Consider the following 19,395-nt stretch of genomic DNA (forward strand, 5'->3'; position numbering starts at 1 on the left):
CTCACGGGGTGGCCCGGCGAATGACCGGATAGACGGCGACGGCGAGCAGCAGGGCCAGCAGGGCCGGCCAGCCGAGGATCAGCGCGGTCGTGCCCTGTGCGGCGAACCAGGAACCGGTCGCGTTCCACCAGCCCTGCCAGGTGATCAGGGTCGCCAGCGCGCCGCCGACCAGGATGCCGACCAGGCCCAGGACGAGCAGGCCGCTGGTCCCCCAGCGCTTGAAGACGACCCCGACGGCCGTGCCGAGCATGCCCAGCAGCAGGAACGGGACCGCGTAGCCGAGAAGCTGGAGCACCGGGTTGTCCAGGAACAGGGCCGGGATGCCGAAGAAGCGCAGCTTGACCCCCCAGCCGTCGGTCGCCGCCTCGACGACGCCGAGCAGATAGAGCACCACCGCGTAGAGCAGTGCCTGGGCCGCCAGGAGCAGCAGGTGCGACAGGTAGAAGGCCCGCCGGGTCACGCCGAGCCCGAGCGCGAACGGGAACCACTGGGTCACCGACTGGACCAGGGCGACCAGCACCACCGCGTAGATGCAGATCAGGCCGCCGGTGACCGTCGTCCGCCCCAGGTCACCCATGCTTCCGTAGAAGAAGACGTTGACAGCGAAGGAGGCCGCGAGCATGCCCCACGGCCAGCCGACCATGCTGCGCCAGGTGACGAGTTGGAGTCGGGCGGCCGGCAGGACACGGTTCACAGGGCGTACTCCTTCGCGGTCGGCTCGGTCTTCCCGGCGCCGGTGGTCAGCCGTACGACGAGTTCCTGGAGCGAGACGGTCTCCACGGTGAGACCGAGGGCACGGGCCTGGACCCGCTCCGCCTCGGTCAGCCGCCCCCGTACGGTCACCCGGGCGGTGCCACCGAGCAGGTTGCCGTGCAGCTCGGTACGGCCGACGGTGATCTCGTGCACCGCGGCGACGGGCCCGGAGACGGTGACGACGTCACCGCGCAGGTCGTCGGTGTCCTGGTCGAGCAGGAGCCGGCCGTGGTCGATCAGCAGGACGTGCTCGATCAGGTCGCTGACCTCGTCGATCAGGTGGGTGGACAGGATCACGGTGCGGGGATGCTCGGCGAAGTCGGCCAGCAGGTGGTCGTAGAAGAGTTGGCGGGCGACCGCGTCGAGCCCCAGGTAGGGCTCGTCGAAGAACGTCAGCGGGGCCCGCGAGGCGAGCCCGATGATGACGCCGAGGGCCGAGAGCATGCCCCGGGAGAGCTTCTTGACCATCCGCTGCGGCGGAAGCTGGAACTCCTCCAGCAGGGAGTCGGCGAACCGCTGGTCCCAGTTGGGATGGAGCAGCCGGGCCGCCCGCAGCGCGTGCCCGACCCGCATGCTCTGCGGGTAGGTCTGGCTCTCCTTGACGAAGCAGGTGCGGGCGAGGACCCGGTCGTTCTCGTACGGGTGCTCGCCGAACACGGCGATGTCGCCGGAGGTGGCCATGTTCTGCGCGGTGAGCAACTGCATCAGCGTCGTCTTGCCCGCCCCGTTGCGACCGAGCAGGCCGTAGATCCGGTTCTCGGTCAGGCTGAAGCTGACCCCGTCCAGCGCGGTCACGCCCCGGTAGCGTTTGGCGAGGTCGGTGACCGTGACGATGGTGTTCACCGCCGCTCCTCCCAGGTGTCGATCATCTTCTTCAGTTCGGTCGGGTCGATGCCGAGCTTGCGGGCCTCGGCGAGCAGCGGCTGGACGTACTGGCGGGCGAACTCCTCACGGCGTCGGCCCCGTAGCCGTTCGCGGGCGCCCGGGGCGACGAACATCCCGATCCCTCGTTTCTTGTAGAGCGTTCCGTCGTCGACCAGTTGGTTGACGCCCTTGGCCGCGGTCGCCGGGTTGATCCGGTGGAAGGCGGCCAGTTCGTTCGTCGACGGCACCTGGGTGTCCTCGATCAGCGAGCCGTCGAGTATCGAGTTCTCCAGCAGCTCGGCGATCTGGAGAAAGATCGGCCGACCGTCGTCCATCACCGGCACCGGTCCCCGGGGCCCGACCGGTCCAGGTTCGCTGGTTCATTACTCATGTAACTAACCATGGAGGCAATGAGGCTCCCCTGTCAAGCCGACGGCACCGGCTACGGCGACGCGGACGGGGTGCGATCGAGAAGGTCGAGCAGCCCCTCACCCCGTCCGGTGAGGCGGTAGACGACCGAGCGGCCGATTCTGACACCGGCGACCACGCCGGCGTCCCGCAGCACCGCCAGATGGCCGCTGACCGTCCCCAGCGAGACACCGAGGGCGTACGCGAGCTGGGTGCTGGTCGCCGCCCGGACCAGCTCGCGCACCACCCGGGCCCGACCGGCGCCGAGCAGCGCCGCGAGCGCGTCGTCCGCCGGCACGTCGACCGGCGCCGCCGGACCGTACGCCGGATAGACCAGCGCGTCGCGGCGCGGCCGCTCGCAGGTCCACCAACCGACGCCGGCGGTCTTCGGCACGAAGAGCAGCCCCTCGTCGCCGATCCACCGGTCCGGGTGCTCCCGGTCGCTGAACCGCAGCCCGTCGGCGCCGACCCAGGTCGACCGCCGGGTCATCGAGCCGACCGCGTGCCGCCACCCGTACGCGGCCAGCAGGCCGGACCGGTGCATGATGTCGCGTTCGAGCAACGCCCGCCGGCGCGGCCAGTCCGGGGCCACGAACCGCCGCCACCCCTCCTCCAGCACCGCGGCGATCCGTTCGGCGAGTCGGTCGCCGGCGAGCCAGGACGTGTCCTGGGGCAGCCAGCTCGCCGCCACGGCGTCGGCCACGGTCGCCCGGGTCTGCGCGTCGGAGAAGGCGGCCACCTCGGCGAGTTCGTCGGCCAGACCCGTACCCGTGCCACCGGGCGGCGGCACCACGACCAGGTCCGGCAGCCACTTGGTCGCCGACACCAGCGACATCAGGCCGGCGGCCACCGGGTCTGCCGCCAGCCAGGCGTGGTAGCCGGGCCGGTGCCGGGTGTGCCAGGCGGCCAGCCACGGGTCCGGGTCGGTGCGGTGCAACATGATCAGGGAGCCGAGCGTCTCGGCGAGCGGCGAGAGGGCGAACCGGGACCGCGACAACGCGGCCGGGGTGAAGCGGAGGAGGGTCATTCGTTGCGCCTTTCGCCGCAGGATTGGTGAGGACGGCCGCCACCCGGAACGCTGCCGGTCGTGCTCCTCCACTCCCCGTTCCGATCGTTCTACCTCGGCCGTCTCGTGTCGATGCTCGGCAGCGCGATGACCCCGGTCGCCCTCGCGTTCGCGGTCCTCGACGCCTCCGGCGACGCCGGCCATCTCGGCATCGTGCTGGCCTGCCAGATGGTGCCGCACCTCGCCCTGCTGCTCGTCGGCGGTGCGGTCGGCGACCGGTTGCCCCGCCGTACGGTGCTCGTGGTCGCCCACCTCGGCGCCGGCCTCACCCAGGGCCTGGTGGCGCTCGTCCTGTTGACCGGCAACTACCGGCTCTGGCTCGTCGGCGCGCTGGCCTTCGCCGGCGGCGCGCTCAACGCCTTCACCTCGCCCGCCCAGCGCAGCGTCGTGGCGGAACTGGTCGCGCCCGCCGACCTCCAGCGGGCCAACGCGCTGCTGGCCACGACCCGCAGCGCCGTACTGGTGCTCGGCCCGACGGTCGCCGGCCTGCTCGTGGTCGTCGCCGGCGGTGGCTGGGCCATCGCCGGTGACGCGGCGGGTTTCCTCGCCGCGGCCGCCTTCTTCGCCCGGCTCCCGGCCGCTCCCGCACCCGCCGCTCCCGCACCGGATCGGCGGCCGGGCCTGTGGCGCGACATCCGGGACGGGTGGACGGTCTTCGTCACGATCCCGTGGCTGTGGCCGGTGGCGCTCGCCTACTTTGTGATCAACCTGGTCAACACCGGCCCCTGGCAGATCCTCGGGCCGGCGCTGACCGGGCAGCGCGACGGCGAGGCCGCCTGGGGTGTCGTGCTGAGCCTGCGTGCCGTCGGGCTGTTGCTGATGAGCGCGATCATGTACCGGCTCGTCGTCCGCCACCCCCTGCGCTTCGGCCGGCTCGCCGGCGCCCTCGGCGCCAGCTCGCTGATCGCGCTCGGGCTGGGGCTCGACACGTACTGGCTCGCGGCGTTCGCGTTCCTCGGTGGTGTCGGCTTCGCGGCCTCCGGGATCACCTGGGACACCGCGCTGCAACGGCATGTCGACAAGGCCGCGCTCGCCCGCGTCTCGTCGATCGACGACCTGTTGTCGTTCGCGGCGATCCCGGTCGGCCAGGTGCTGGTCGGTCCGCTGGCGGCACGGTGGGGTGGCACGACCGTGGCGCTGTGGTGCGGAATCGCGTTCGCCGTGGCGGCTCTCGCGCCGCTGGCCGCCCGGCCGGTCCGGAGGCTGGAGAGCGCGACGGTTTAGGCAGCCGTTGCTCTACTACGTTTCCCGCTGCCGGGGCCGGAGCGGCGCGGGTGACACGGCGAGCGACCATGGGAGGGTGACCGACGCCGTATCGGCTTCCTTGACTGCCGTGATCGACCTCATCGATGGATACATGCATCGGGTGCTGAAGGGCGGAGAGGATCCGGTGGGGGTCGTCGAGGAGCTGAAGTCCGCGCTGGTCGAACTGCTCCTCAGGGACGACGTGGGCAATGCCGGCGGGCTGTACGGCATCTACGCGGACCTGTCGGACATCGTCGACGGCTACCCGTTCCACTACGGCGACGGCACCGAGATGATCGCCCAACGGGAGATTCGCGACGCTGCCTGGGACTGGTTGAGCATTCCGCGCAATGCCGACGGCGTGAAGACGTACGTCGACCACTGGGCGGCGAGAATCGCAGCCCTGCCGACGACCGACGGAGGACGGCCGTACCGCGGCAACTCTGGTCGGCTGGAAGGCGAATAGCACCTGGCCCAGCACGCGTCAGACGGCGACGGTGGTGACAAGGCTGCCCCGTCGCGGGCATGGGCAACTGGGATGATGGGCCGATGCTGCATTCGTTCCATCTCGCCCTGCTTCCGCCGGCCATGACCATGCGTACACTGCGTCGCAGGCCCCGGGCGGCTGGGCTACGGCACGCCGAATGCCTCGCGCTCATGCGACTCGGCTCCCCGGCGCTGTCAGTGGAACGGATGCAGTTGCGACGCCTCGCGATGTTCGCCGAATGGGACGACGAATCGGCGCTGGAACGGTTCCTCGCAGACGACGATCTAGGACGACGGCTCAACGACGGCTGGCATGTGCGATTGCAGTACCTGCGACGTTACGGCGAGGTGGCCGCGCTCGCCGACCTGCCGGTGCAGGCGGGCAAGTGGGATCCGGACGAGCCGATCGTGGCCGTCACCCTCGCCCGGCTCAAACTCCCCGAACTCCCCCGCTTTCTGAAATGGGGACGGCCGGTCGAACGCCTGGTCGCCCACCACCCGGGCACCACCTTCGCCACCGCGGCGATACGCCCGCCCCGCACATTCTCCACCTTCACGATCTGGCACAGCGTCCGCGCGATGACCGACATGGTCCACGGCCGCAGCGCCGTCCCACAGGCCCATACACACGCCGTCGCCATGACTGAACAGCATCGCCGGGACTTCCACCACGAATCCGCGTTCATGCGGTTCCGCCCCCTGTCCGAACACGGAACCTGGGAGGGACGCCGCCTTCTCCCCTGACCGATTCGACGACCGCGCTCGATCAGGTGCACGCCCATGCCGCCGAGGCGCGCTCGTGGGCTGGCGTACACCATCGACAGCCAAGTGGCACGGGCTGTCCGGTCAGGGTGCGGCTCGGTCACTCCCGCCTTCAGCATGTACCGCGCGGAATCGTCGCATGAGGACGGTCCCTGGCCGATCTGGCGTATCCGGCTGCGGGCTGCCCACGGAAAACACGGCCGGCCTCCGCCGCATCCGCTCAACGGCGGTGGCCCGCGTGCCCGGTCAGTACGGCCATGACCGCGTCCAGGGACAGGTCCGCGGCACTGGTAAGCAGCAGGTCCGCAGCCGTGAAGCGGGCGCTGTCCGCGTGCGGGTTCGGCACCGCCACGCACCGCAGCCCGGCCGCGTGCGCCGCCGCCACCCCGTGCGCGGTGTCCTCGAACGCGACCGCCTCCCCCGCCGCCAGCCCGAGCCGCCGCAACGTCAGCAGATACACGGCCGGATCCGGCTTGTGCGCGTCCACCTCCTCGCCGGTCGCCAACACCTCGAACCGCCCCCGCAGCCCGGTTTGATCGAGCATCGCCCCCACATGGGTGACCGGGGAACTGCTCGCCACCGCCAACCGCAGCCCCAACTCCGCGGCCCTGTCCAACCAGCCGACGATGCCCGGCGCCGGCTCCAGCGCCGCGTTCAGCTCCGCCCGGTGCGCCATCCGCAACGCGTGGCTGGACTCGCGGTCGTACGCCGATCCGACCGTCGCGGCAAGCGCGGCATACCGCGGTTCGTTCGCATCACCGCCATGGTCGGCGAAGAAGCCGACCGGATCGAGTTCCAGGCCATGTCGCCGCCACTCCCAACGCCAGCTCTCCAGCAGCGTGGTCTCCGTGTCCATCAGCAGGCCGTCGAAGTCGAAGATGAGAGCCTTGACCGTCATCGCGGCAGTATCCCAACCCGGTCTCCGCGGCCGGCGGCTGGCGCGGATCGGTCAACGCCCGGATCCGTCGGGCGGTCCGGCACGTGGCCACTTCCCGAACGAGGCGGCCGGGCCGGTCAGCGCTTCGGCGTGACGAACTCGGGCTGGTCGAGCAGGCGTAGCCAGCTGCCGTCGGCCTGTCGGCGAACCACCTGCGCTCGGGCTCCGGCGCCGTCCTTGGGCGGGGTGGAGGTGAGCGCGATGTCGCCGCTGATCAGGGTCGGCAGTGGCGGCTCCGGTTCGAAGCGCGGCGCGCTCGCCAGCATCTTCTCCCACAGGGCCCGGATGGCTTCCCGGCCGACCGTCTGTTGGCCCGGCGGGTAGGCCATGACCGCCTCCTCCTCGTAGAGCGCGGCAATGCCGGCCGCGTCCCCGGCGTTGGCGCGCTCTACGAACAGGCGAGTCAGGTCTTCAGGCTTCATTGCTTTCTCATTGGCGGACATAAGTATCCCTTTTGCATCAAGTCGGGCAGCTCTCCTCAGCCTGCACGGCGACGAACTAGAAGTCCAACAGCTTCTACTACTCGTAGCTAGAATTTCTGCTTATGGAACTGAGGCAGCTCGAGTACTTCGTAGCGGTGGCCGAGGAAGCCAACTTCACCCGCGCCGCCGAACGGGTACGGATCAGCCAGTCGGGCGTCAGTGCCCAGATCCGTCAACTCGAGCACGACCTCGGCGCCACTCTTATCGACCGGTCGGGACGCCGCGCGACCGTGACCGCTGCCGGTGCGGTCGTGCTCGAACACGCCAGGGCCGTCCTCTCCTCCGCGCAGGCGCTGCGACGGGCGGTCGACGACGTGAACGGGCTGATCCGCGGCCGGCTCGTGGTGGGCATGGTCACCGCGTGCACGGTCACGCCGTTCTTCGACGCCCTCGCGACGTTCCACCTCGCGCACCCGGGTGTCGAACTGGTCCTGTTCGAGGACAACTCCGACCGGCTCATCGAGGGAGTACGCACCGGCAGCGCCGATCTGGCCCTCGTGGGCATGGCCGCCGGCACTCCGGACGGTGTCCGGGCCATGCCGATCGTCAGCGAGCGGCTCGTCGCGATCGTGGCCGACGGCCATCCGCTGGCGGGGCGCCGCGGAGCCTCCCTGGCCGAGATCGCCGAGTTCCCCATCGTGTGCCTGCCATCGGGAACCGGCATCCGGACGGTGTTCGACCAGGCCTGCGCCGACGGTGGGGTGAAGCCCGACATCGCCCTGCAGGCCAGCGCGCCGGGCGCCATCATGGACCTCGCCGCGCGTGGCCTCGGGGTCGCGATCCTCAGCGAGTCCATGGCCGTACCGCACCGGGAGCGCCTGTCCGTACTGATGATCGACGACGTGGAGACGCCCGCCGTACTGGCCCTGATCTGGCCGACCACGACGAATCCGGCACTGCAGGAACTCGTCCGCTACGGACGCACGGCCTTCGGCGGGGGCACCTGAGCCGACGTCCGACCACCCGCCGACTGACTCCTCTGGACCCAGCGGGTGACCGGCCCACAGCGGCTGTAGCGACGCTCCCGGGTCGGTGCGGTCAGTGTGTTTGGGTTGCCCAGACCGGCTGCTGGGGCTCGTCGTTGTGCACGATGATGTCGACGTGATCGGTCGGGCGGACCGTAGCGAAGTAGAGCTGCTGGGAGGGGATGTAACGCTCGCGCCAGCGCCGTTCGACTTCGGCCCGGGATGACACCCGGCGCTCTCGGATCACGGCACGATCCACGGTCTTCTCGAGCGCGGTCGACACGAAGATGCGCAGGTCCCATCGGTCAATCAGTTCCGGACGCATGAGGAAGACGCCGTCGAAGACCAGCACGGCGTCGGCGGGGGCAGTCGTGACCGGCGGGGACAGCGCGGTATCCGCGGTGCGGTCGTAGACCGCGTGCTGGAAGCGTCGATCTCCGCCCGGGCCGAGCGGATCGAGCAGGACCCGGTTCAGCGCGTCGTGGTCGTGGGTGTCGAAGTAGCAGCCTTCGGCCGAGTACTCGCCGCGCGGGTAGCGCTGTGCCCGGGGGAAGAGGAAATCGTCGATCGTGGCGCGGATGACGTCGCGGCCCTGTGTGCGCAAGACGACCGCCAGTTCGTCGGCGAGCGTGGTCTTGCCCGCGGCGGGCGCTCCGTCGATGGCAACCCGCGTCGGGTGTGTGACGGTGACGGACCCGACCGCCTCAGCCAGCCGGCCGAGCAACTCCTCGCGAGTCCCCTGGTCCATGTCCTGCCCCGTCCTACCCGCTCGGCCGACACCCGCGGGATACCCGATGACCGCTTCCGCGACCCGCGTCCCCTTCTGGGAGTCTGCGCCGAACCGCGCTCGGTTGATCCCCAGCCATGACCGAACAATTATCAGCATGTCGATGGGTGCGTTCTGCGGCGCCGGGCTCTCGACGGCTTCAGGGGTGACGCTCATCAGCTAGGGGCATGGAGCGGGCTGGACCTGCCCGGGGGCAGGTGATCCGGAATGATGTGCTCATGAGTGGTCCTGTCATCGCCGCTGGACGACGGCACTCGTTGGGGCTGTGTGCCGACGGCACCGTCGTCGCGGCCGGCAACGGGACCTCTGGCGAGTGTCGCGTCGAGGACTGGGTCGACGTGGTCGCCGTGGCGGCGGGCAACGTGCATACGGCGTCGAACACCGGGCGGTCCCACAGCGTCGGCCTGCGCGCGGATGGAACCGTGATCGCGACGGGGTGGAACGGTGACGGGCAGTGTGACGTCGCGTCCTGGCGCGAAGTGACCTTTGTCGCCGCGGGGTGGCGCCGCACCCTGGGCCTGGTTGGTGACGGCACCGTGCTGGCGACCGGACGGCTTCGCGATGGAGCGTGCGACGTAGGACAGTGGCGTGAGATTGTCGCGTTGGCTTGTGGTGACTGGCATTCGGTCGGCCTCAGAGCCGACGGGACTGCCGTCGCGGTCGGGAACGATCGCCGTGGGCAGTGCGCGGTTGCCGCCTGGTGTGACGTTGCCGCCATTGCCGCCGGTTACCTTCACACGGTCGGTCTCACCAACGACGGGCGCGTCTTCGCAGTCGGGGATCAATCGACGGGCGCCTGTGACGTCAGTGCCTGGGGCGACGTCGTGGCGGTGGCGGCCGGGAGCTATCACACCGTGGGTGTCACCGCGACCGGCCGGGTCGTGGCCGTGGGAAGTACGGATCTGGGCCAGTGCGACGTGGCCGACTGGCGGGATGTCGTCGCTGTTGCGGCCGGGTCCACCCACACCCTCGGACTACGCGCGGACGGAACAGTCGTCGCCGCCGGCAACAACCAGCACGGTCAGTGCGACATCACCGGCTGGGACATGATCCGTAAACCCGGCCTGTAGGGACGAGAACCGCCCAGTGATGCCGCCGACCGAGCAACGTGTTCAAGGTGCAGCGCGTCCAACCGCCAGCCGGAAAAGTTCACTGGGTCCAGAACTATGCTCCGGTGAAATGCCAGAGTTCGGAGCTCGTAGGGTGGTTGGTGTACGAGTACCGCACGCCGCCGTACACCCTCTTGGTGGCATCCTCGGGCCAGTCGAAATTGCACCTGGCCCATGTGCCGGCACCGTGCGCGTTACGGCAGTACCTGAAGTCGCACCCCCTGTCGTCGCGTCCGGTGACCGGAGTCGGGAGATCGCGGCCGCCGCCGGCGAGTCGGTGCTGCTCGGTCTGGACGACGGCACTCCCGTCTTCGCCGCCGACCTGAGCGCCGCCGACGAGCCCGCAGCGCTGCGGTTGGGCGCCGCGGAGACGAGCGGCGACCTGCGTACGGTGGCAGCCGACCTGCCGCACCCGCAGGCTGCGACCCTGGCGTACGCCCGCGGCCTGCTCCACTGGAACCGCCACACCCGCTATTGCGGCCTCTGCGGATCGCCCGCGCGCAGTGCCCAGGCCGGCCACGTTCGGGTGTGCACCGGCCCCGAGTGCGGCCGACTGTCGTTTCCCCGGATCGAGCCGGCCGTGATCGCGCTGATCGAGAGGCCCGGCGCGCAGCCGCGCTGCCTGCTCGCTCGTCACCACGGCGCGGGCCCGGACAACTTCTCGTTGCTGGCCGGCTTCGCCGAGATCGGCGAGAGCCTGGAGGGCACGGTACGCCGCGAGGCCGCCGAGGAGGCGGGCGTCACGGTCGGCCCCGTCACCTACCAGGGCTCCCAGGGATGGCCGTTCCCGTCGGGCTTGATGATCGGCTTCGTCGGGCAGGCGCTCGACGATCGGATCGACGTGGACGGCGCGGAACTGCTCGAGGCGCGCTGGTTCACCCGCGGCGAGGTGATCGAGCGGATCGTCGACGGCCCCGGCGCGGGACCGGCCGACTCGATCGGCGGCTGGTTGCTGCGCTCCTGGGCCGGACTCGACCCGACGGTGGACGACCGTCGCTGCCCCGGAGGGGCGGACGCTGCCGTGGTCGGCGGGCGTGCCAACCACTTCCACAGCCACCGTCCACACAGGACACATGATCTGTGTGACGCCGGGCGAAGTGCCGACGCTGATAGTCGGTTTCGTGATCGCCTTCATCAGCGTCGGCACCGTCGGTGCACTCGGCACGAACCTGATCGTCGGAACCGCCCCGCCGGAGCGGGGCGGATCGGCGGCGGCCCTTTCGTCGATGGGCGGTGAGCTGGGGTTTGCGCTCGGCGTCGCCATGCTCGGCAGCCTCGGCGCCGCCGTCTACCGTGAGTCGGTCGACGTGCCCGACGGCACGCCGGCGACCGCCGTAGGAGCCGCCGAGGGCAGCATGGAAGGTGCCGTCACCGCCGCCGGGGACCTGCCGCCCGATACCGCCGCGGAGCTGCTGTCCGCCGCCGCGACGGCATACGCCAACGGACTCAACGCGATCGGCCTCGCCTGCGCCGTCATCGCCGCGACAACCGCGGCCATCGCGCTCACCACCCTGCGCGGAAACCGTGGTGCCGTCCTGCCCGGCGAGGGTTCAGCGCGATCGGGGAAGGCGTCCGCGGCGGACGAGCCTCGCTCTCCGCCAGCTAGCCCACGTTCCGGGGCCGACGCCGCCCGGACCCGGTCCGGCTAGCCGGCGGTCATCGCCGGTGCCGGCGTACCGTCGGGGTCCTTCGGGTCTGGGCGCGGCTTCGGCTCGTCGAGGCGGACCAGCGTGACGCCGGTGAGGATCAGGGCCCCGCCGACCAGTTGCACGACCGTCGGCAGTTCGTCGAGCAGGAGCCAGGCGACCAGTACGGCGAAGAGCACCTCGGTCAGCCCGACGAACGACGCCAGCCGGGCGCCGAGCAGCCGCGCCCCGCCGATCCCGGTCGCGTACGCGACGACACCGGCGACCACGGCGAGGCCGAGGATCGGCACGAGCCAACTGGTCGACTGGCCGGCGAACGTGACCGTGCCGAAGTGGGCGTGCATCGGCAGCAGGCCGACGGCGCCGAGCAGCAGCAGGGTGGCCGAGCCGACGGCCATGCCGCCGCTGGCCATCGCCGTCGCGGGCAGGGCGCTGTCGACGCGGGCGCCGAGGACGAAGTAGCCGGCGAGACCGACCGCGGCGAACAGTCCCCAGAGCACACCGACCGGGTCGAGGCCGTCGCCGCCACCGGCCAGGTCGAGGACCAGGGCGAGGCCGAGTACGGCCGCGACCGAGCCGCCGACGGTCAGCAGGCGGGGCCGTTGCCCGTGTACGGCCCACATCCAGACGACGACGAGGATGACGCCGAGGTATTCGATCAGCAGTGCGATGCCGACCGGCAGGTAGCGGATCGAGTTGAAGAAGCCGACCTGGGCGGCGGCGACGCCGAGGAGTCCGAAGACGGCGACCATGCCGAGGTTGCGTCGGAGGACACGCCACCTGCCCCGCAGCGCGACGGCGGCCGGCACGGCGAGGATGAGGCCGGCGATACCGACCCGGGTGGCGACGGCGGCCTCGGCGGACCAGCCGGCGTCGATCAATGACCGGGCGAAGGGACCGGAGGTGCTGAACGCGAGCGCGGACAGCAGCGCCAGGCCGAGTCCGAGGCCGGCGGTGCGGCGGGTGTGCATGGCTCACCTTCAGCTCGATGTAATGTGCGAAGCCCCGTTACGCGGATGACGCTAGAGGCGCGACCTGACAGGAGTCAAGGTGTTCTTCACTCATGACACAGAGGTGACCCTGACGGCGACCGCGGCCCTGGTGAACACCGCCGGAGGCGACGGTGAACTGTTGCCCGACCTCGCTGCCCTCGAGGCGTTCTACGCCACCTACCAGTGGACCGGCCGCCCGCCCCGCACCGACGCCGACCTGCGCGCGGTACGGGACCTGCGTCCCCGGCTGCGCCGGCTCTGGGAGGCCGACGAGGACGAGGTGGTGACGATCGTCAACGCCCTGCTCCGCGAGGAGAACGCCCTGCCGCGACTCGTCCGGCACGACGACTGGCCCTACCACCTGCACGCCACGCCGGACGACGCGCCGCTGGCGTCGCGGATGGCGGTCGAGGCCGCCATGGCCCTGGTCGACGTCGTACGCGCCGGCGAACTGGGCCGGCTGCGGATCTGCGCCTTCCCCGACTGCGGCAACGTCCTGGTCGACCTGTCGAAGAACCGGTCCCGCCGCTTCTGCGAGGCCGGTTGCGGAAACCGGGCCGCGGTCAGTGCCTACCGGGCCCGTAAGGCGGCCCGGCGCCGGACCTGAGACAGCGCCGGACCTGAAGCGGCGCCGGACCTGAAGCGGCGCGGGCCGGCAACGGTGCGGAACTCAGCCCGCCAGCAACCGCCGGAACTGGGCGTCGTCCGGGTCGACCGGCCGGTCCCCGGCATCGGCGACGAAGATCGCGACGAAGGTGCTGTCCGGAGCCGCCCCGGCGAGCAGTTCGCGCCACGACCACAGGTTGGGGTGCGGCAGGTGGGTGGCCGCCTCGGCCGGGGCGAGCCGCCCGACCGCCTCGGCCAGCCGTTCCCGGTCGAGCGGGAAGACGCCGGTCGTGGCCACGTAGTCGCAGACCGAGGCGAGCACGACGGCCGACAGGGGTCGTACCTCGCCGACTCCGTTCAGGTGTCCGAACGTCAGCCCGGTGGCGTCCCGGCGGGCCACGGTGAAGGCGGCCGGCAGCACGAACCCCGGTATCCGCTCGGTGAACCGCAGCCGCGCCGCGCGCAGATCGTCGTCGGTGACCCAGGCGTCGGACATCCTCGGGCTCCTCCTGTCGTGTCGACCTCTCCCCCGCGCGACGCGCGCCGGGCGCCTGATCCTGACACGCCGATCGGCCCTCCCGGCGGTGGGCCGCCCGAAGTCGGGGACCGTACGCCCGGGGGGCGGGGGCCGGGCGGGAGCCGTGCGACGATGATCACCGTTCGACGAGGTGGGACGGGGGCACGATGGAGTCGAAGTCACTGGGACGTCCGTTCTGGACGTTCTGGGGTGCCGCGTCGCTGGCCAACGTCGGCGACGGCATCCGGCTGGCGGCGTTCCCGCTGCTGGCCGCGTCGCTGACCGACAGCCCGCTGGGGGTGGCGGCGGTGACCGCGTCACAGGCACTGCCGTGGCTGGTCACCGGCCTGCTCGCGGGGTCGCTCGCCGACCGGCGCGGGGCGAAGGCGCTGATCGTCTGGGCCGACCTGGGGCGGGTACTCGTCCTGGCCACCCTCGTGGTCGCGGTCGCGACGGGTTGGGCGTCGCTGCCGCTCGTCCTGGCCACCGGCTTCCTGCTCGGGGTCGGTGAGACGCTGCGCGACACCGCCGCCCAGACCGCCATCCCCGGCCTGGTGGCCAAGCCGTTGCTGGAGCGGGCCAACGGGCGCCTCGTCGCCGGGGAGATCGTGGGCAACGAGTTCGTCGGACCGCCGGTGGGCGCGGCGCTGTTCGTCGCCGGTGCCGCGCTGCCGTTCGCGGTCAACGGGGCGTCGCTGGCCCTGGCGGTCATGCTCGTGCTGTCCCTGCCGTTGAGCCTGGTCGCCCGTACGGCGGGGACGACGGCGCCGGTGGTGAAGGACGGTGTCCGGGCGGGTCTGCGGTGGCTGGTGCGCCACCGCATGCTGCGTACGCTGACCGCCGTCTGCGCCGCGGTCGCCGCCGCCGACAGTGCCTGGTTCGCGATCCTGGTGCTCTACGCCCGGGAGAACCTCCAGGCCGGCGCGGTCGGTTACGGCGTCCTGCTCGCCACCGGTGCGTTCGGTGGCCTGCTCGGGGCGTTCGTCGCGGAGCGGCTGGTGGGCGGCCGCCGCCATCGTGTCGTGCTGACCTGGTCGCTGCTGGTGACCGCCGGGGTGCCCGCCCTGCTGCTGTTCGTCTCCGATCTCTGGGCCGCCGTGCTCGTCGTCGTGGTCACCAGCGGGTCGTTCGCCGTCCTCAACGTGACCGCCGTCTCCCTGCGCCAGCGTTCCGTTCCCGGCGAACTGCTGGGGCGGGTCACCGCGGCCGGCCGTACGTTGTCGTTCAGCGCCGCCGCGGTGGGGGCGCTTCTCGGCGGTGGCCTGGCCTCGGTGGCCGGTGTCGAGGCGCCGTTCCTGTTCAGCGGTGTCGTCGCGGTCCTCGCCACCGTCGCGTGGTACGTCGTCTCCCGCCCCACCGGCCGTCCGGGCGTAGCGGGAACCTAGTCCGCCGGCGGGATCGCGAGAATGGCGTCGACGCCGCGTTCGAACAGCTCGTCGTCGTTCCACCGGCCGTCGTCGAGATGGCCGGAGGCGACGAGGGTGGGATAGGCGGCCGGATCGGTGGCGATGTGTCGCCGGGCCGCGGCCCGCGCGTCGGGGTCGTCGGTCCGGTGCCAGGTGGCCTCGGTCAGCGCCGCGCCGATCACGTAGTTGGCCAGCAGCCGGGTGACGACGGCCAGCCGGGCCCCGGTGAAGCCACCACGGGCCAGCCCGGCCTGCAGGAACTCGGTGCGGGCGAGGACGTTGGGTCCGAGCATCGGCCGCCCGACGAGGCTGGGTGCCCAGGGATGGCGCAGCATGGCCGCCCGCCACCCGGACGTCAGCGCGCGTACGTCTGCCCGCCAGTCGTCGCCGGCGTCGGGGAGCCGTACCTCGCCGAAGATCTGGTCGACGGCCAGGTCGAGGACGTCGTCCCTGGTCTTCACGTGCCAGTAGAGCGCGGTGGAGGTGACCGCGAGGCGCTGCGCGAGATGGCGCATCGTCAGCCCGTCGGTGCCCTTCTCGTCGAGGAGGGTCACGGCGGCCTCCACGATGCGCTCCCGGGTCAGCGGTCGGGCGCGGCGGGGGCGGGCCGGCTCGTCGCGGAGCCAGACCGTGCCGGCGTCCGGGGGCCGTCGCCCCTCCCGCCCGCCGTCGGGCGGCCCACCCAATTCGGTCGCGTTCATCCGGGCCACTCTAGTACGTTCCTCAGGTAACTTAACGATGATAAGTCAACTGTTCGCCGTTCAGGAGGGTGCCGGCCGATGCCTCTGATGCGGATACAGATCGACAGCGACAGGTACACGGCACGTCGGGTGCTGGAGCTGCACCGGGCCGGAAGGATCCACCACGAGTCCAGGAACGCGGCCCGCGACGAGGTCTGGCGGCGTGGCCGTACCCCCGCCGCGGAGCCGGTCTTCATCGGGATCACGAACGGGCGGCCGGTCCGGCTCGTCTACGACGTCGAGGTCCACTCGGACACGACCGCGTGACCGGCCGCGACCCGCGGCCGGCGCCGGAGGTGGCCGCGACGACCTGCCCGGCGGTCAGGGACGGTAGCGGTAGCCCATGCCCGGTTCGGTGATCAGGTGCCGGGGGCGGGCCGGGTCGTCCTCCAGCTTGCGCCGCAGCTGGGCCATGTACTGCCGCAGGTAGTTGGTCTCGTTGTGGTACGCCGGTCCCCACACCTCGTGCAGGAGCTGGCGCTGACTGACCAGCTTGCCGGGATGGCGCAGGAGCATCTCGAGCATCGCCCACTGGATGGGGGTGAGCCGGACCTCGGTGCCGTCGTCGTGCCGGACCAGGTGGTCGGCGAGGTGGACGGTGTGCGATCCGATCCGGTGGGTCGCGGTGGCCGGCGCCCCCGGATCACCCGGGGGCGGGGCGATCCGGCGGGTGACCGCACGGATCCGGGCGAGGAGTTCGTCGACGCCGAACGGCTTGGTGACGTAGTCGTCGGCACCGGCGTCGAGCGCGGCGACCTTGTCCTGGCTGCCGACCCGGCCGGACAGGACGATGATCGGCACCACGGTCCAGCCACGCAGCCCCCGGATGACCTCGACGCCGTCGAGATCGGGCAGGCCGAGGTCGAGGACCACCAGGTCGGGCGGGTGACCGGCGGCGGCCCGCAGCGCCCCCGCCCCGCTGTCGGCGACCTCGACGTCGTAGCCGTGGGCCCGCAGGTTGATCCGCAGGGCGCGCAGGATCTGCGGTTCGTCGTCGACGACCAGGACGCGGGTCATCGCGGTGCCCCCGGCGGCTCGCCCGGTACGGGTGCGGCGGGTAGGCGGATCACCATGGTCAGGCCGCCGCCCGGGGTGGTTTCCGGGGTGATGCCGCCCCCCATCGCCATGATCATTCCTCTGGACAGGGCGAGGCCGAGGCCGACCCCGGTGGTGTTGTCACGGTCGCCGAGCCGCTGGAACGGCAGGAAGACATGTTCCCACTCGTCCTCCGGAATGCCCGGGCCGGTGTCGATCACCCGGAGTTCCACCTGACCGGCGTGGGCGCTGGCGGTGACCGCCGGTGGCTGGCCGGGTGGGCTGAACCGCAAGGCGTTGGCGAGGACGTTGACCAGGACCCGTTCCAGGAGGCCGGGGTCGGCCAAGGCCGCGGGCAGGTCGGCGGGAATGTCGGTGGTGACGTCGGCGGCGCCGGGACCGAGTTCGTCCAGCGCCCGGGGTACGGCGTCCTCCAGCCCGATGGCGGTCGCGGTGACACCGAGCACGCCGGCCTGCAGGCGGCTCATGTCGAGCAGGTTGGCGACCAGCCGGTGCAGCCGGTCCAGGGACTCGTCGGCGGTGGCGAGCAGTTCCTCGCGGTCGTCGTCGTCGAACTCGACCTCGTGGCTACGCAGGCTGGACACCGCCGCCTTGGCCGAGGCCAACGGCGTACGCAGATCGTGGCTGACGGCGGCGAGCAGCGCCGTACGCATCCGGTCGGCCTCGGCCAGCGGTCGTGCCGTGGCCGCCTCCTCGGCGAGGCGTTCCTGCCGTAGCGCGACGGCCGCCTGGGCGGCGAACGCCTCGACGACCCGCCGGTCGGCGGCCGCCAGCCGGCGCCCGGAGAGCACGACGGTGAGCCGCTCGTCGACCGGTACCACCGTCTCCCCCGCGTCCGGGGTGCCGGCCGGGGTGTCGCCGACGCTCGCCACGATCCGCCACGCCTGTTCCTCCCGCGCCCGCCCCGGGCGCCCCCCGGCGTCGGCGGCGAGTTCGAGCACGCTGACGGCGCGCAGGGCGAACGTCTCGCGGAGCCGGTCGAGCAGGGCGGGCAGGGGGCGTTCGCCGCGCAGGACGCTGCCGGCGACGGTGGCCAGGGTCTGGGCCTCGGCGGCGGCCCGCGCGGCCTCCCGGGTACGCCGGGCGGCGATGTCGACCACGCCGCTGACCGCGAGGGCGACCCCGACGAAGACGGCCAGGGCGAGCAGGTTGTCGGCCTCGGCGATGGTCAGGGTGTGGTACGGCGAGGTGAAGAAGAAGTTGAGCAGCAGGGATCCGCCGAACGCGGCGACGAGGGCCGGCCACAGCCCGCCGACCAGCGCGACCCCGACGACGGCCGCGAGGAAGATCAGGATGTCGTTGGTCAGGGTGAGGTCGGGCAGCACCGTCAGGATCAGGGTTAGCAGCGGCATCCCGGCACCGGTGAGGGCGAAGCCGAGCAGTTGGCGGCGCCTCGACAGGGCCGCCGGCATCCGGGCCGCCCGCCGGCCCCGGCCCGCCTCGGGGTGGGTCACCAGGTGTACGTCGATCGCCCCGGACAGCGCGGTGGTGGTGACCCCGACCCCCGGGGACAGGAGCTGGGCGAAGCGGCCCCGCCGGCTGGCCCCGAGCACGAGTTGGGTGGCGTTGACGCCGCGGGCGAAGTCGAGCAGGGCCGCCGGGATGTCGGTGCCGAGAACCTGGTGGTAGGTGCCGCCGAGACTTTCGACCAGGACCCGCTGCCGGGCGAGCTGGGCCGGGTCGGCGCCGGCGAGGCCGTCGTTGCGGGCCACGTGTACGGCCAGCAGGTCGGCGCCCTTGCTCCGGGCGGCGACGCGGGCGGCCCGCCGGATCAGGGTCTCGCCCTCGGGTCCGCCGGTCAGGGCGACCACGACCCGTTCCCGGGCCTCCCAGGTGTCGGAGATCCCGTGCTGGGCGCGGTAGGCGTCGAGTTGGTCGTCGACCTTGTCGGCGAGCCAGAGCAGGGAGAGTTCGCGCAGCGCGGTGAGGTTGCCGACCCGGAAGTAGTTGCCCAGCGCCGCGTCGATCCGGTCCGGGCGGTAGATGTTGCCGTGCGCCATCCGCTGCCGCAACGCCTGCGGGGTCATGTCGACCAGTTCGACCTGCTCGGCCGCGCGCACGATCTCGTCGGGGACGGTTTCGCGCTGGGTCGTACCGGTGATCTGGGCGACGACGTCGTTGACCGACTCCAGGTGCTGGATGTTGACCGTGGACAGGACGGTGATGCCGGCGTCGCACAGCCGCTGGATGTCCTGCCAGCGCTTCTCGTTGGCGGAGGCGGGCACGTTGGTGTGCGCGAGTTCGTCGACGACCGCGACCTCGGGGCGGCGGGCCAGGACGGCGTCGAGGTCCATCTCGGTGAACTCGACCCCGCGGTAGGTGACCGTGCGGCGCGGTACGACCTCCAGGTCGCCGATCATCGCCGCGGTGTGGCGGCGGCCGTGCGTCTCCACCAGGCCGACCACCACGTCGGTGCCGCGCCCGGCCCGCCGCCGCGCCTCCTCGAGCATGGCGTAGGTCTTGCCGACGCCGGGGGCGGCTCCGAGGTAGATGCGCAGTTCTCCCCTGGGCACGTGGCCCATCCTCCCTGTTCGCGTGGCCGTCCCACCGGACCCACGCCGCCAGGCT

Annotated in this window: 22 protein-coding genes; 10 read left to right on the forward strand and 12 right to left on the reverse strand. The window is 71.8% G+C overall.

Annotated features, from left to right (window positions below):
- Position 1 precedes the first annotated feature (1 nt).
- From AB0M79_RS02160 to AB0M79_RS02175, 4 genes are all read right to left on the reverse strand, one after another.
- Positions 2-694: an ABC transporter permease gene (locus AB0M79_RS02160; RefSeq protein WP_364206918.1), complete on the reverse strand. Its 693-nt coding sequence runs from the start codon at positions 692-694 to the stop codon at positions 2-4.
- The gene (locus tag AB0M79_RS02165) at positions 691-1,596 is read right to left on the reverse strand and encodes an ABC transporter ATP-binding protein (protein ID WP_364206920.1); all 906 of its coding nucleotides are present in this window, start codon (positions 1,594-1,596) and stop codon (positions 691-693) included. The genes AB0M79_RS02160 and AB0M79_RS02165 overlap by 4 nt, the downstream gene beginning before the upstream one ends.
- Complete coding sequence (locus AB0M79_RS02170) at positions 1,593-1,952, reverse strand: GntR family transcriptional regulator (protein WP_364206922.1); 360 nt, start codon at positions 1,950-1,952, stop codon at positions 1,593-1,595. The genes AB0M79_RS02165 and AB0M79_RS02170 overlap by 4 nt, the downstream gene beginning before the upstream one ends.
- 107 nt (positions 1,953-2,059) lie before the next feature.
- Positions 2,060-3,052, reverse strand: a complete 993-nt coding sequence (locus AB0M79_RS02175) for a winged helix-turn-helix domain-containing protein (RefSeq protein ID WP_364206924.1) — start codon at positions 3,050-3,052, stop codon at positions 2,060-2,062.
- Between the two features lie 60 nt (positions 3,053-3,112).
- On the opposite strand from AB0M79_RS02175, the gene AB0M79_RS02180 reads away from it, so the two are divergent.
- From AB0M79_RS02180 to AB0M79_RS02190, 3 genes are all read left to right on the forward strand, one after another.
- Positions 3,113-4,315, forward strand: a complete 1,203-nt coding sequence (locus tag AB0M79_RS02180; RefSeq protein ID WP_364206926.1) for an MFS transporter — start codon at positions 3,113-3,115, stop codon at positions 4,313-4,315.
- Positions 4,316-4,391: 76 nt separating this feature from the next.
- Positions 4,392-4,802: a hypothetical protein gene (locus AB0M79_RS02185; RefSeq protein WP_364206928.1), complete on the forward strand. Its 411-nt coding sequence runs from the start codon at positions 4,392-4,394 to the stop codon at positions 4,800-4,802.
- 59 nt (positions 4,803-4,861) lie between these two features.
- Positions 4,862-5,566: a hypothetical protein gene (locus AB0M79_RS02190; RefSeq protein WP_364206930.1), complete on the forward strand. Its 705-nt coding sequence runs from the start codon at positions 4,862-4,864 to the stop codon at positions 5,564-5,566.
- Between the two features lie 238 nt (positions 5,567-5,804).
- Here AB0M79_RS02190 and AB0M79_RS02195 read toward each other — a convergent pair whose 3' ends face one another.
- Together AB0M79_RS02195 and AB0M79_RS02200 are read right to left on the reverse strand one after the other, a co-directional pair.
- On the reverse strand, positions 5,805-6,482 hold the full coding sequence (locus AB0M79_RS02195) for an HAD-IA family hydrolase (protein WP_364206932.1): 678 nt from the start codon (positions 6,480-6,482) through the stop codon (positions 5,805-5,807).
- A gap of 116 nt (positions 6,483-6,598) precedes the next feature.
- Complete coding sequence (locus AB0M79_RS02200) at positions 6,599-6,943, reverse strand: nuclear transport factor 2 family protein (RefSeq protein ID WP_364206934.1); 345 nt, start codon at positions 6,941-6,943, stop codon at positions 6,599-6,601.
- A 122-nt stretch (positions 6,944-7,065) separates the two neighbouring features.
- Here AB0M79_RS02200 and AB0M79_RS02205 point away from each other — a divergent pair, with 122 nt between their 5' ends.
- Positions 7,066-7,950: a LysR substrate-binding domain-containing protein gene (locus AB0M79_RS02205; RefSeq protein WP_364206936.1), complete on the forward strand. Its 885-nt coding sequence runs from the start codon at positions 7,066-7,068 to the stop codon at positions 7,948-7,950.
- A 91-nt stretch (positions 7,951-8,041) separates the two neighbouring features.
- Here AB0M79_RS02205 and AB0M79_RS02210 read toward each other — a convergent pair whose 3' ends face one another.
- Positions 8,042-8,716, reverse strand: a complete 675-nt coding sequence (locus tag AB0M79_RS02210; RefSeq protein WP_364207600.1) for a cytidylate kinase family protein — start codon at positions 8,714-8,716, stop codon at positions 8,042-8,044.
- Between the two features lie 257 nt (positions 8,717-8,973).
- On the opposite strand from AB0M79_RS02210, the gene AB0M79_RS02215 reads away from it, so the two are divergent.
- From AB0M79_RS02215 to AB0M79_RS02225, 3 genes are all read left to right on the forward strand, one after another.
- Positions 8,974-9,825, forward strand: a complete 852-nt coding sequence (locus AB0M79_RS02215; protein WP_364206938.1) for a hypothetical protein — start codon at positions 8,974-8,976, stop codon at positions 9,823-9,825.
- 109 nt (positions 9,826-9,934) lie between these two features.
- Positions 9,935-11,101, forward strand: coding sequence for an NAD(+) diphosphatase (gene nudC / locus AB0M79_RS02220; protein ID WP_364207602.1), 1,167 nt, complete (start codon positions 9,935-9,937; stop codon positions 11,099-11,101).
- A complete protein-coding gene (locus AB0M79_RS02225; RefSeq protein ID WP_364206940.1) occupies positions 11,091-11,513 on the forward strand; it encodes a hypothetical protein in 423 nt (140 codons plus the stop codon). Before nudC ends, AB0M79_RS02225 begins: the two co-directional genes overlap by 11 nt.
- Here AB0M79_RS02225 and AB0M79_RS02230 read toward each other — a convergent pair.
- Positions 11,510-12,481, reverse strand: a complete 972-nt coding sequence (locus AB0M79_RS02230; protein ID WP_357539015.1) for an EamA family transporter — start codon at positions 12,479-12,481, stop codon at positions 11,510-11,512. The two genes, AB0M79_RS02225 and AB0M79_RS02230, sit on opposite strands and share 4 nt — an antisense overlap.
- A 79-nt stretch (positions 12,482-12,560) precedes the next feature.
- Here AB0M79_RS02230 and AB0M79_RS02235 point away from each other — a divergent pair, with 79 nt between their 5' ends.
- Positions 12,561-13,109: a CGNR zinc finger domain-containing protein gene (locus AB0M79_RS02235; protein ID WP_364206942.1), complete on the forward strand. Its 549-nt coding sequence runs from the start codon at positions 12,561-12,563 to the stop codon at positions 13,107-13,109.
- 63 nt (positions 13,110-13,172) lie between these two features.
- Here the strand turns inward: AB0M79_RS02235 and AB0M79_RS02240 are convergent, their stop codons facing one another.
- Positions 13,173-13,604: a hypothetical protein gene (locus tag AB0M79_RS02240; RefSeq protein ID WP_364206944.1), complete on the reverse strand. Its 432-nt coding sequence runs from the start codon at positions 13,602-13,604 to the stop codon at positions 13,173-13,175.
- 188 nt (positions 13,605-13,792) lie between these two features.
- On the opposite strand from AB0M79_RS02240, the gene AB0M79_RS02245 reads away from it, so the two are divergent.
- Positions 13,793-15,010, forward strand: coding sequence for an MFS transporter (locus AB0M79_RS02245; RefSeq protein ID WP_364206946.1), 1,218 nt, complete (start codon positions 13,793-13,795; stop codon positions 15,008-15,010).
- Here the strand turns inward: AB0M79_RS02245 and AB0M79_RS02250 are convergent.
- Positions 15,007-15,732 carry a TetR/AcrR family transcriptional regulator C-terminal domain-containing protein gene (locus AB0M79_RS02250; RefSeq protein ID WP_364206948.1) on the reverse strand — a complete coding sequence of 242 codons (726 nt, stop codon included), beginning with the start codon at positions 15,730-15,732 and terminating at the stop codon, positions 15,007-15,009. The two genes, AB0M79_RS02245 and AB0M79_RS02250, sit on opposite strands and share 4 nt — an antisense overlap.
- Positions 15,733-15,810: 78 nt before the next feature.
- Here AB0M79_RS02250 and AB0M79_RS02255 point away from each other — a divergent pair, with 78 nt between their 5' ends.
- Positions 15,811-16,038: a hypothetical protein gene (locus AB0M79_RS02255; protein WP_364206950.1), complete on the forward strand. Its 228-nt coding sequence runs from the start codon at positions 15,811-15,813 to the stop codon at positions 16,036-16,038.
- Between the two features lie 54 nt (positions 16,039-16,092).
- On the opposite strand, the gene AB0M79_RS02260 is transcribed toward AB0M79_RS02255, so the two are convergent.
- Together AB0M79_RS02260 and AB0M79_RS02265 are read right to left on the reverse strand one after the other, a co-directional pair.
- Positions 16,093-16,788 (reverse strand): response regulator, encoded by a 696-nt coding sequence (locus AB0M79_RS02260; protein ID WP_364206952.1) that lies wholly within the window; start codon positions 16,786-16,788, stop codon positions 16,093-16,095.
- Positions 16,785-19,340 carry a sensor histidine kinase KdpD gene (locus AB0M79_RS02265; RefSeq protein WP_364206954.1) on the reverse strand — a complete coding sequence of 852 codons (2,556 nt, stop codon included), beginning with the start codon at positions 19,338-19,340 and terminating at the stop codon, positions 16,785-16,787. The genes AB0M79_RS02260 and AB0M79_RS02265 overlap by 4 nt, the downstream gene beginning before the upstream one ends.
- Positions 19,341-19,395 lie beyond the last annotated feature (55 nt).

This window comes from Polymorphospora sp. NPDC051019 (assembly GCF_040683055.1).
Taxonomy (GTDB): Bacteria; Actinomycetota; Actinomycetes; order Mycobacteriales; family Micromonosporaceae; genus Polymorphospora; species Polymorphospora lycopeni.

Excerpts from the sequence above, each read along its gene's own strand:
- AB0M79_RS02190 (WP_364206930.1), top strand. The coding sequence starts at position 4,862 with ATGGGCAACTGGGATGATGGGCCGATGCTGCATTCGTTCCATCTCGCC.
- AB0M79_RS02260 (WP_364206952.1), bottom strand. The coding sequence starts at position 16,788 with ATGACCCGCGTCCTGGTCGTCGACGACGAACCGCAGATCCTGCGCGCC.
- AB0M79_RS02240 (WP_364206944.1), bottom strand. The coding sequence starts at position 13,604 with ATGTCCGACGCCTGGGTCACCGACGACGATCTGCGCGCGGCGCGGCTG.
- AB0M79_RS02200 (WP_364206934.1), bottom strand. The coding sequence starts at position 6,943 with ATGAAGCCTGAAGACCTGACTCGCCTGTTCGTAGAGCGCGCCAACGCC.
- AB0M79_RS02230 (WP_357539015.1), bottom strand. The coding sequence starts at position 12,481 with ATGCACACCCGCCGCACCGCCGGCCTCGGACTCGGCCTGGCGCTGCTG.
- AB0M79_RS02205 (WP_364206936.1), top strand. The coding sequence starts at position 7,066 with ATGGAACTGAGGCAGCTCGAGTACTTCGTAGCGGTGGCCGAGGAAGCC.
- AB0M79_RS02225 (WP_364206940.1), top strand. The coding sequence starts at position 11,091 with ATGGGCGGTGAGCTGGGGTTTGCGCTCGGCGTCGCCATGCTCGGCAGC.
- AB0M79_RS02250 (WP_364206948.1), bottom strand. The coding sequence starts at position 15,732 with ATGAACGCGACCGAATTGGGTGGGCCGCCCGACGGCGGGCGGGAGGGG.
- AB0M79_RS02175 (WP_364206924.1), bottom strand. The coding sequence starts at position 3,052 with ATGACCCTCCTCCGCTTCACCCCGGCCGCGTTGTCGCGGTCCCGGTTC.
- AB0M79_RS02245 (WP_364206946.1), top strand. The coding sequence starts at position 13,793 with ATGGAGTCGAAGTCACTGGGACGTCCGTTCTGGACGTTCTGGGGTGCC.
- AB0M79_RS02170 (WP_364206922.1), bottom strand. The coding sequence starts at position 1,952 with ATGGACGACGGTCGGCCGATCTTTCTCCAGATCGCCGAGCTGCTGGAG.
- AB0M79_RS02255 (WP_364206950.1), top strand. The coding sequence starts at position 15,811 with ATGCCTCTGATGCGGATACAGATCGACAGCGACAGGTACACGGCACGT.
- AB0M79_RS02210 (WP_364207600.1), bottom strand. The coding sequence starts at position 8,716 with ATGGACCAGGGGACTCGCGAGGAGTTGCTCGGCCGGCTGGCTGAGGCG.
- nudC (WP_364207602.1), top strand. The coding sequence starts at position 9,935 with ATGCCAGAGTTCGGAGCTCGTAGGGTGGTTGGTGTACGAGTACCGCAC.
- AB0M79_RS02195 (WP_364206932.1), bottom strand. The coding sequence starts at position 6,482 with ATGACGGTCAAGGCTCTCATCTTCGACTTCGACGGCCTGCTGATGGAC.
- AB0M79_RS02215 (WP_364206938.1), top strand. The coding sequence starts at position 8,974 with ATGAGTGGTCCTGTCATCGCCGCTGGACGACGGCACTCGTTGGGGCTG.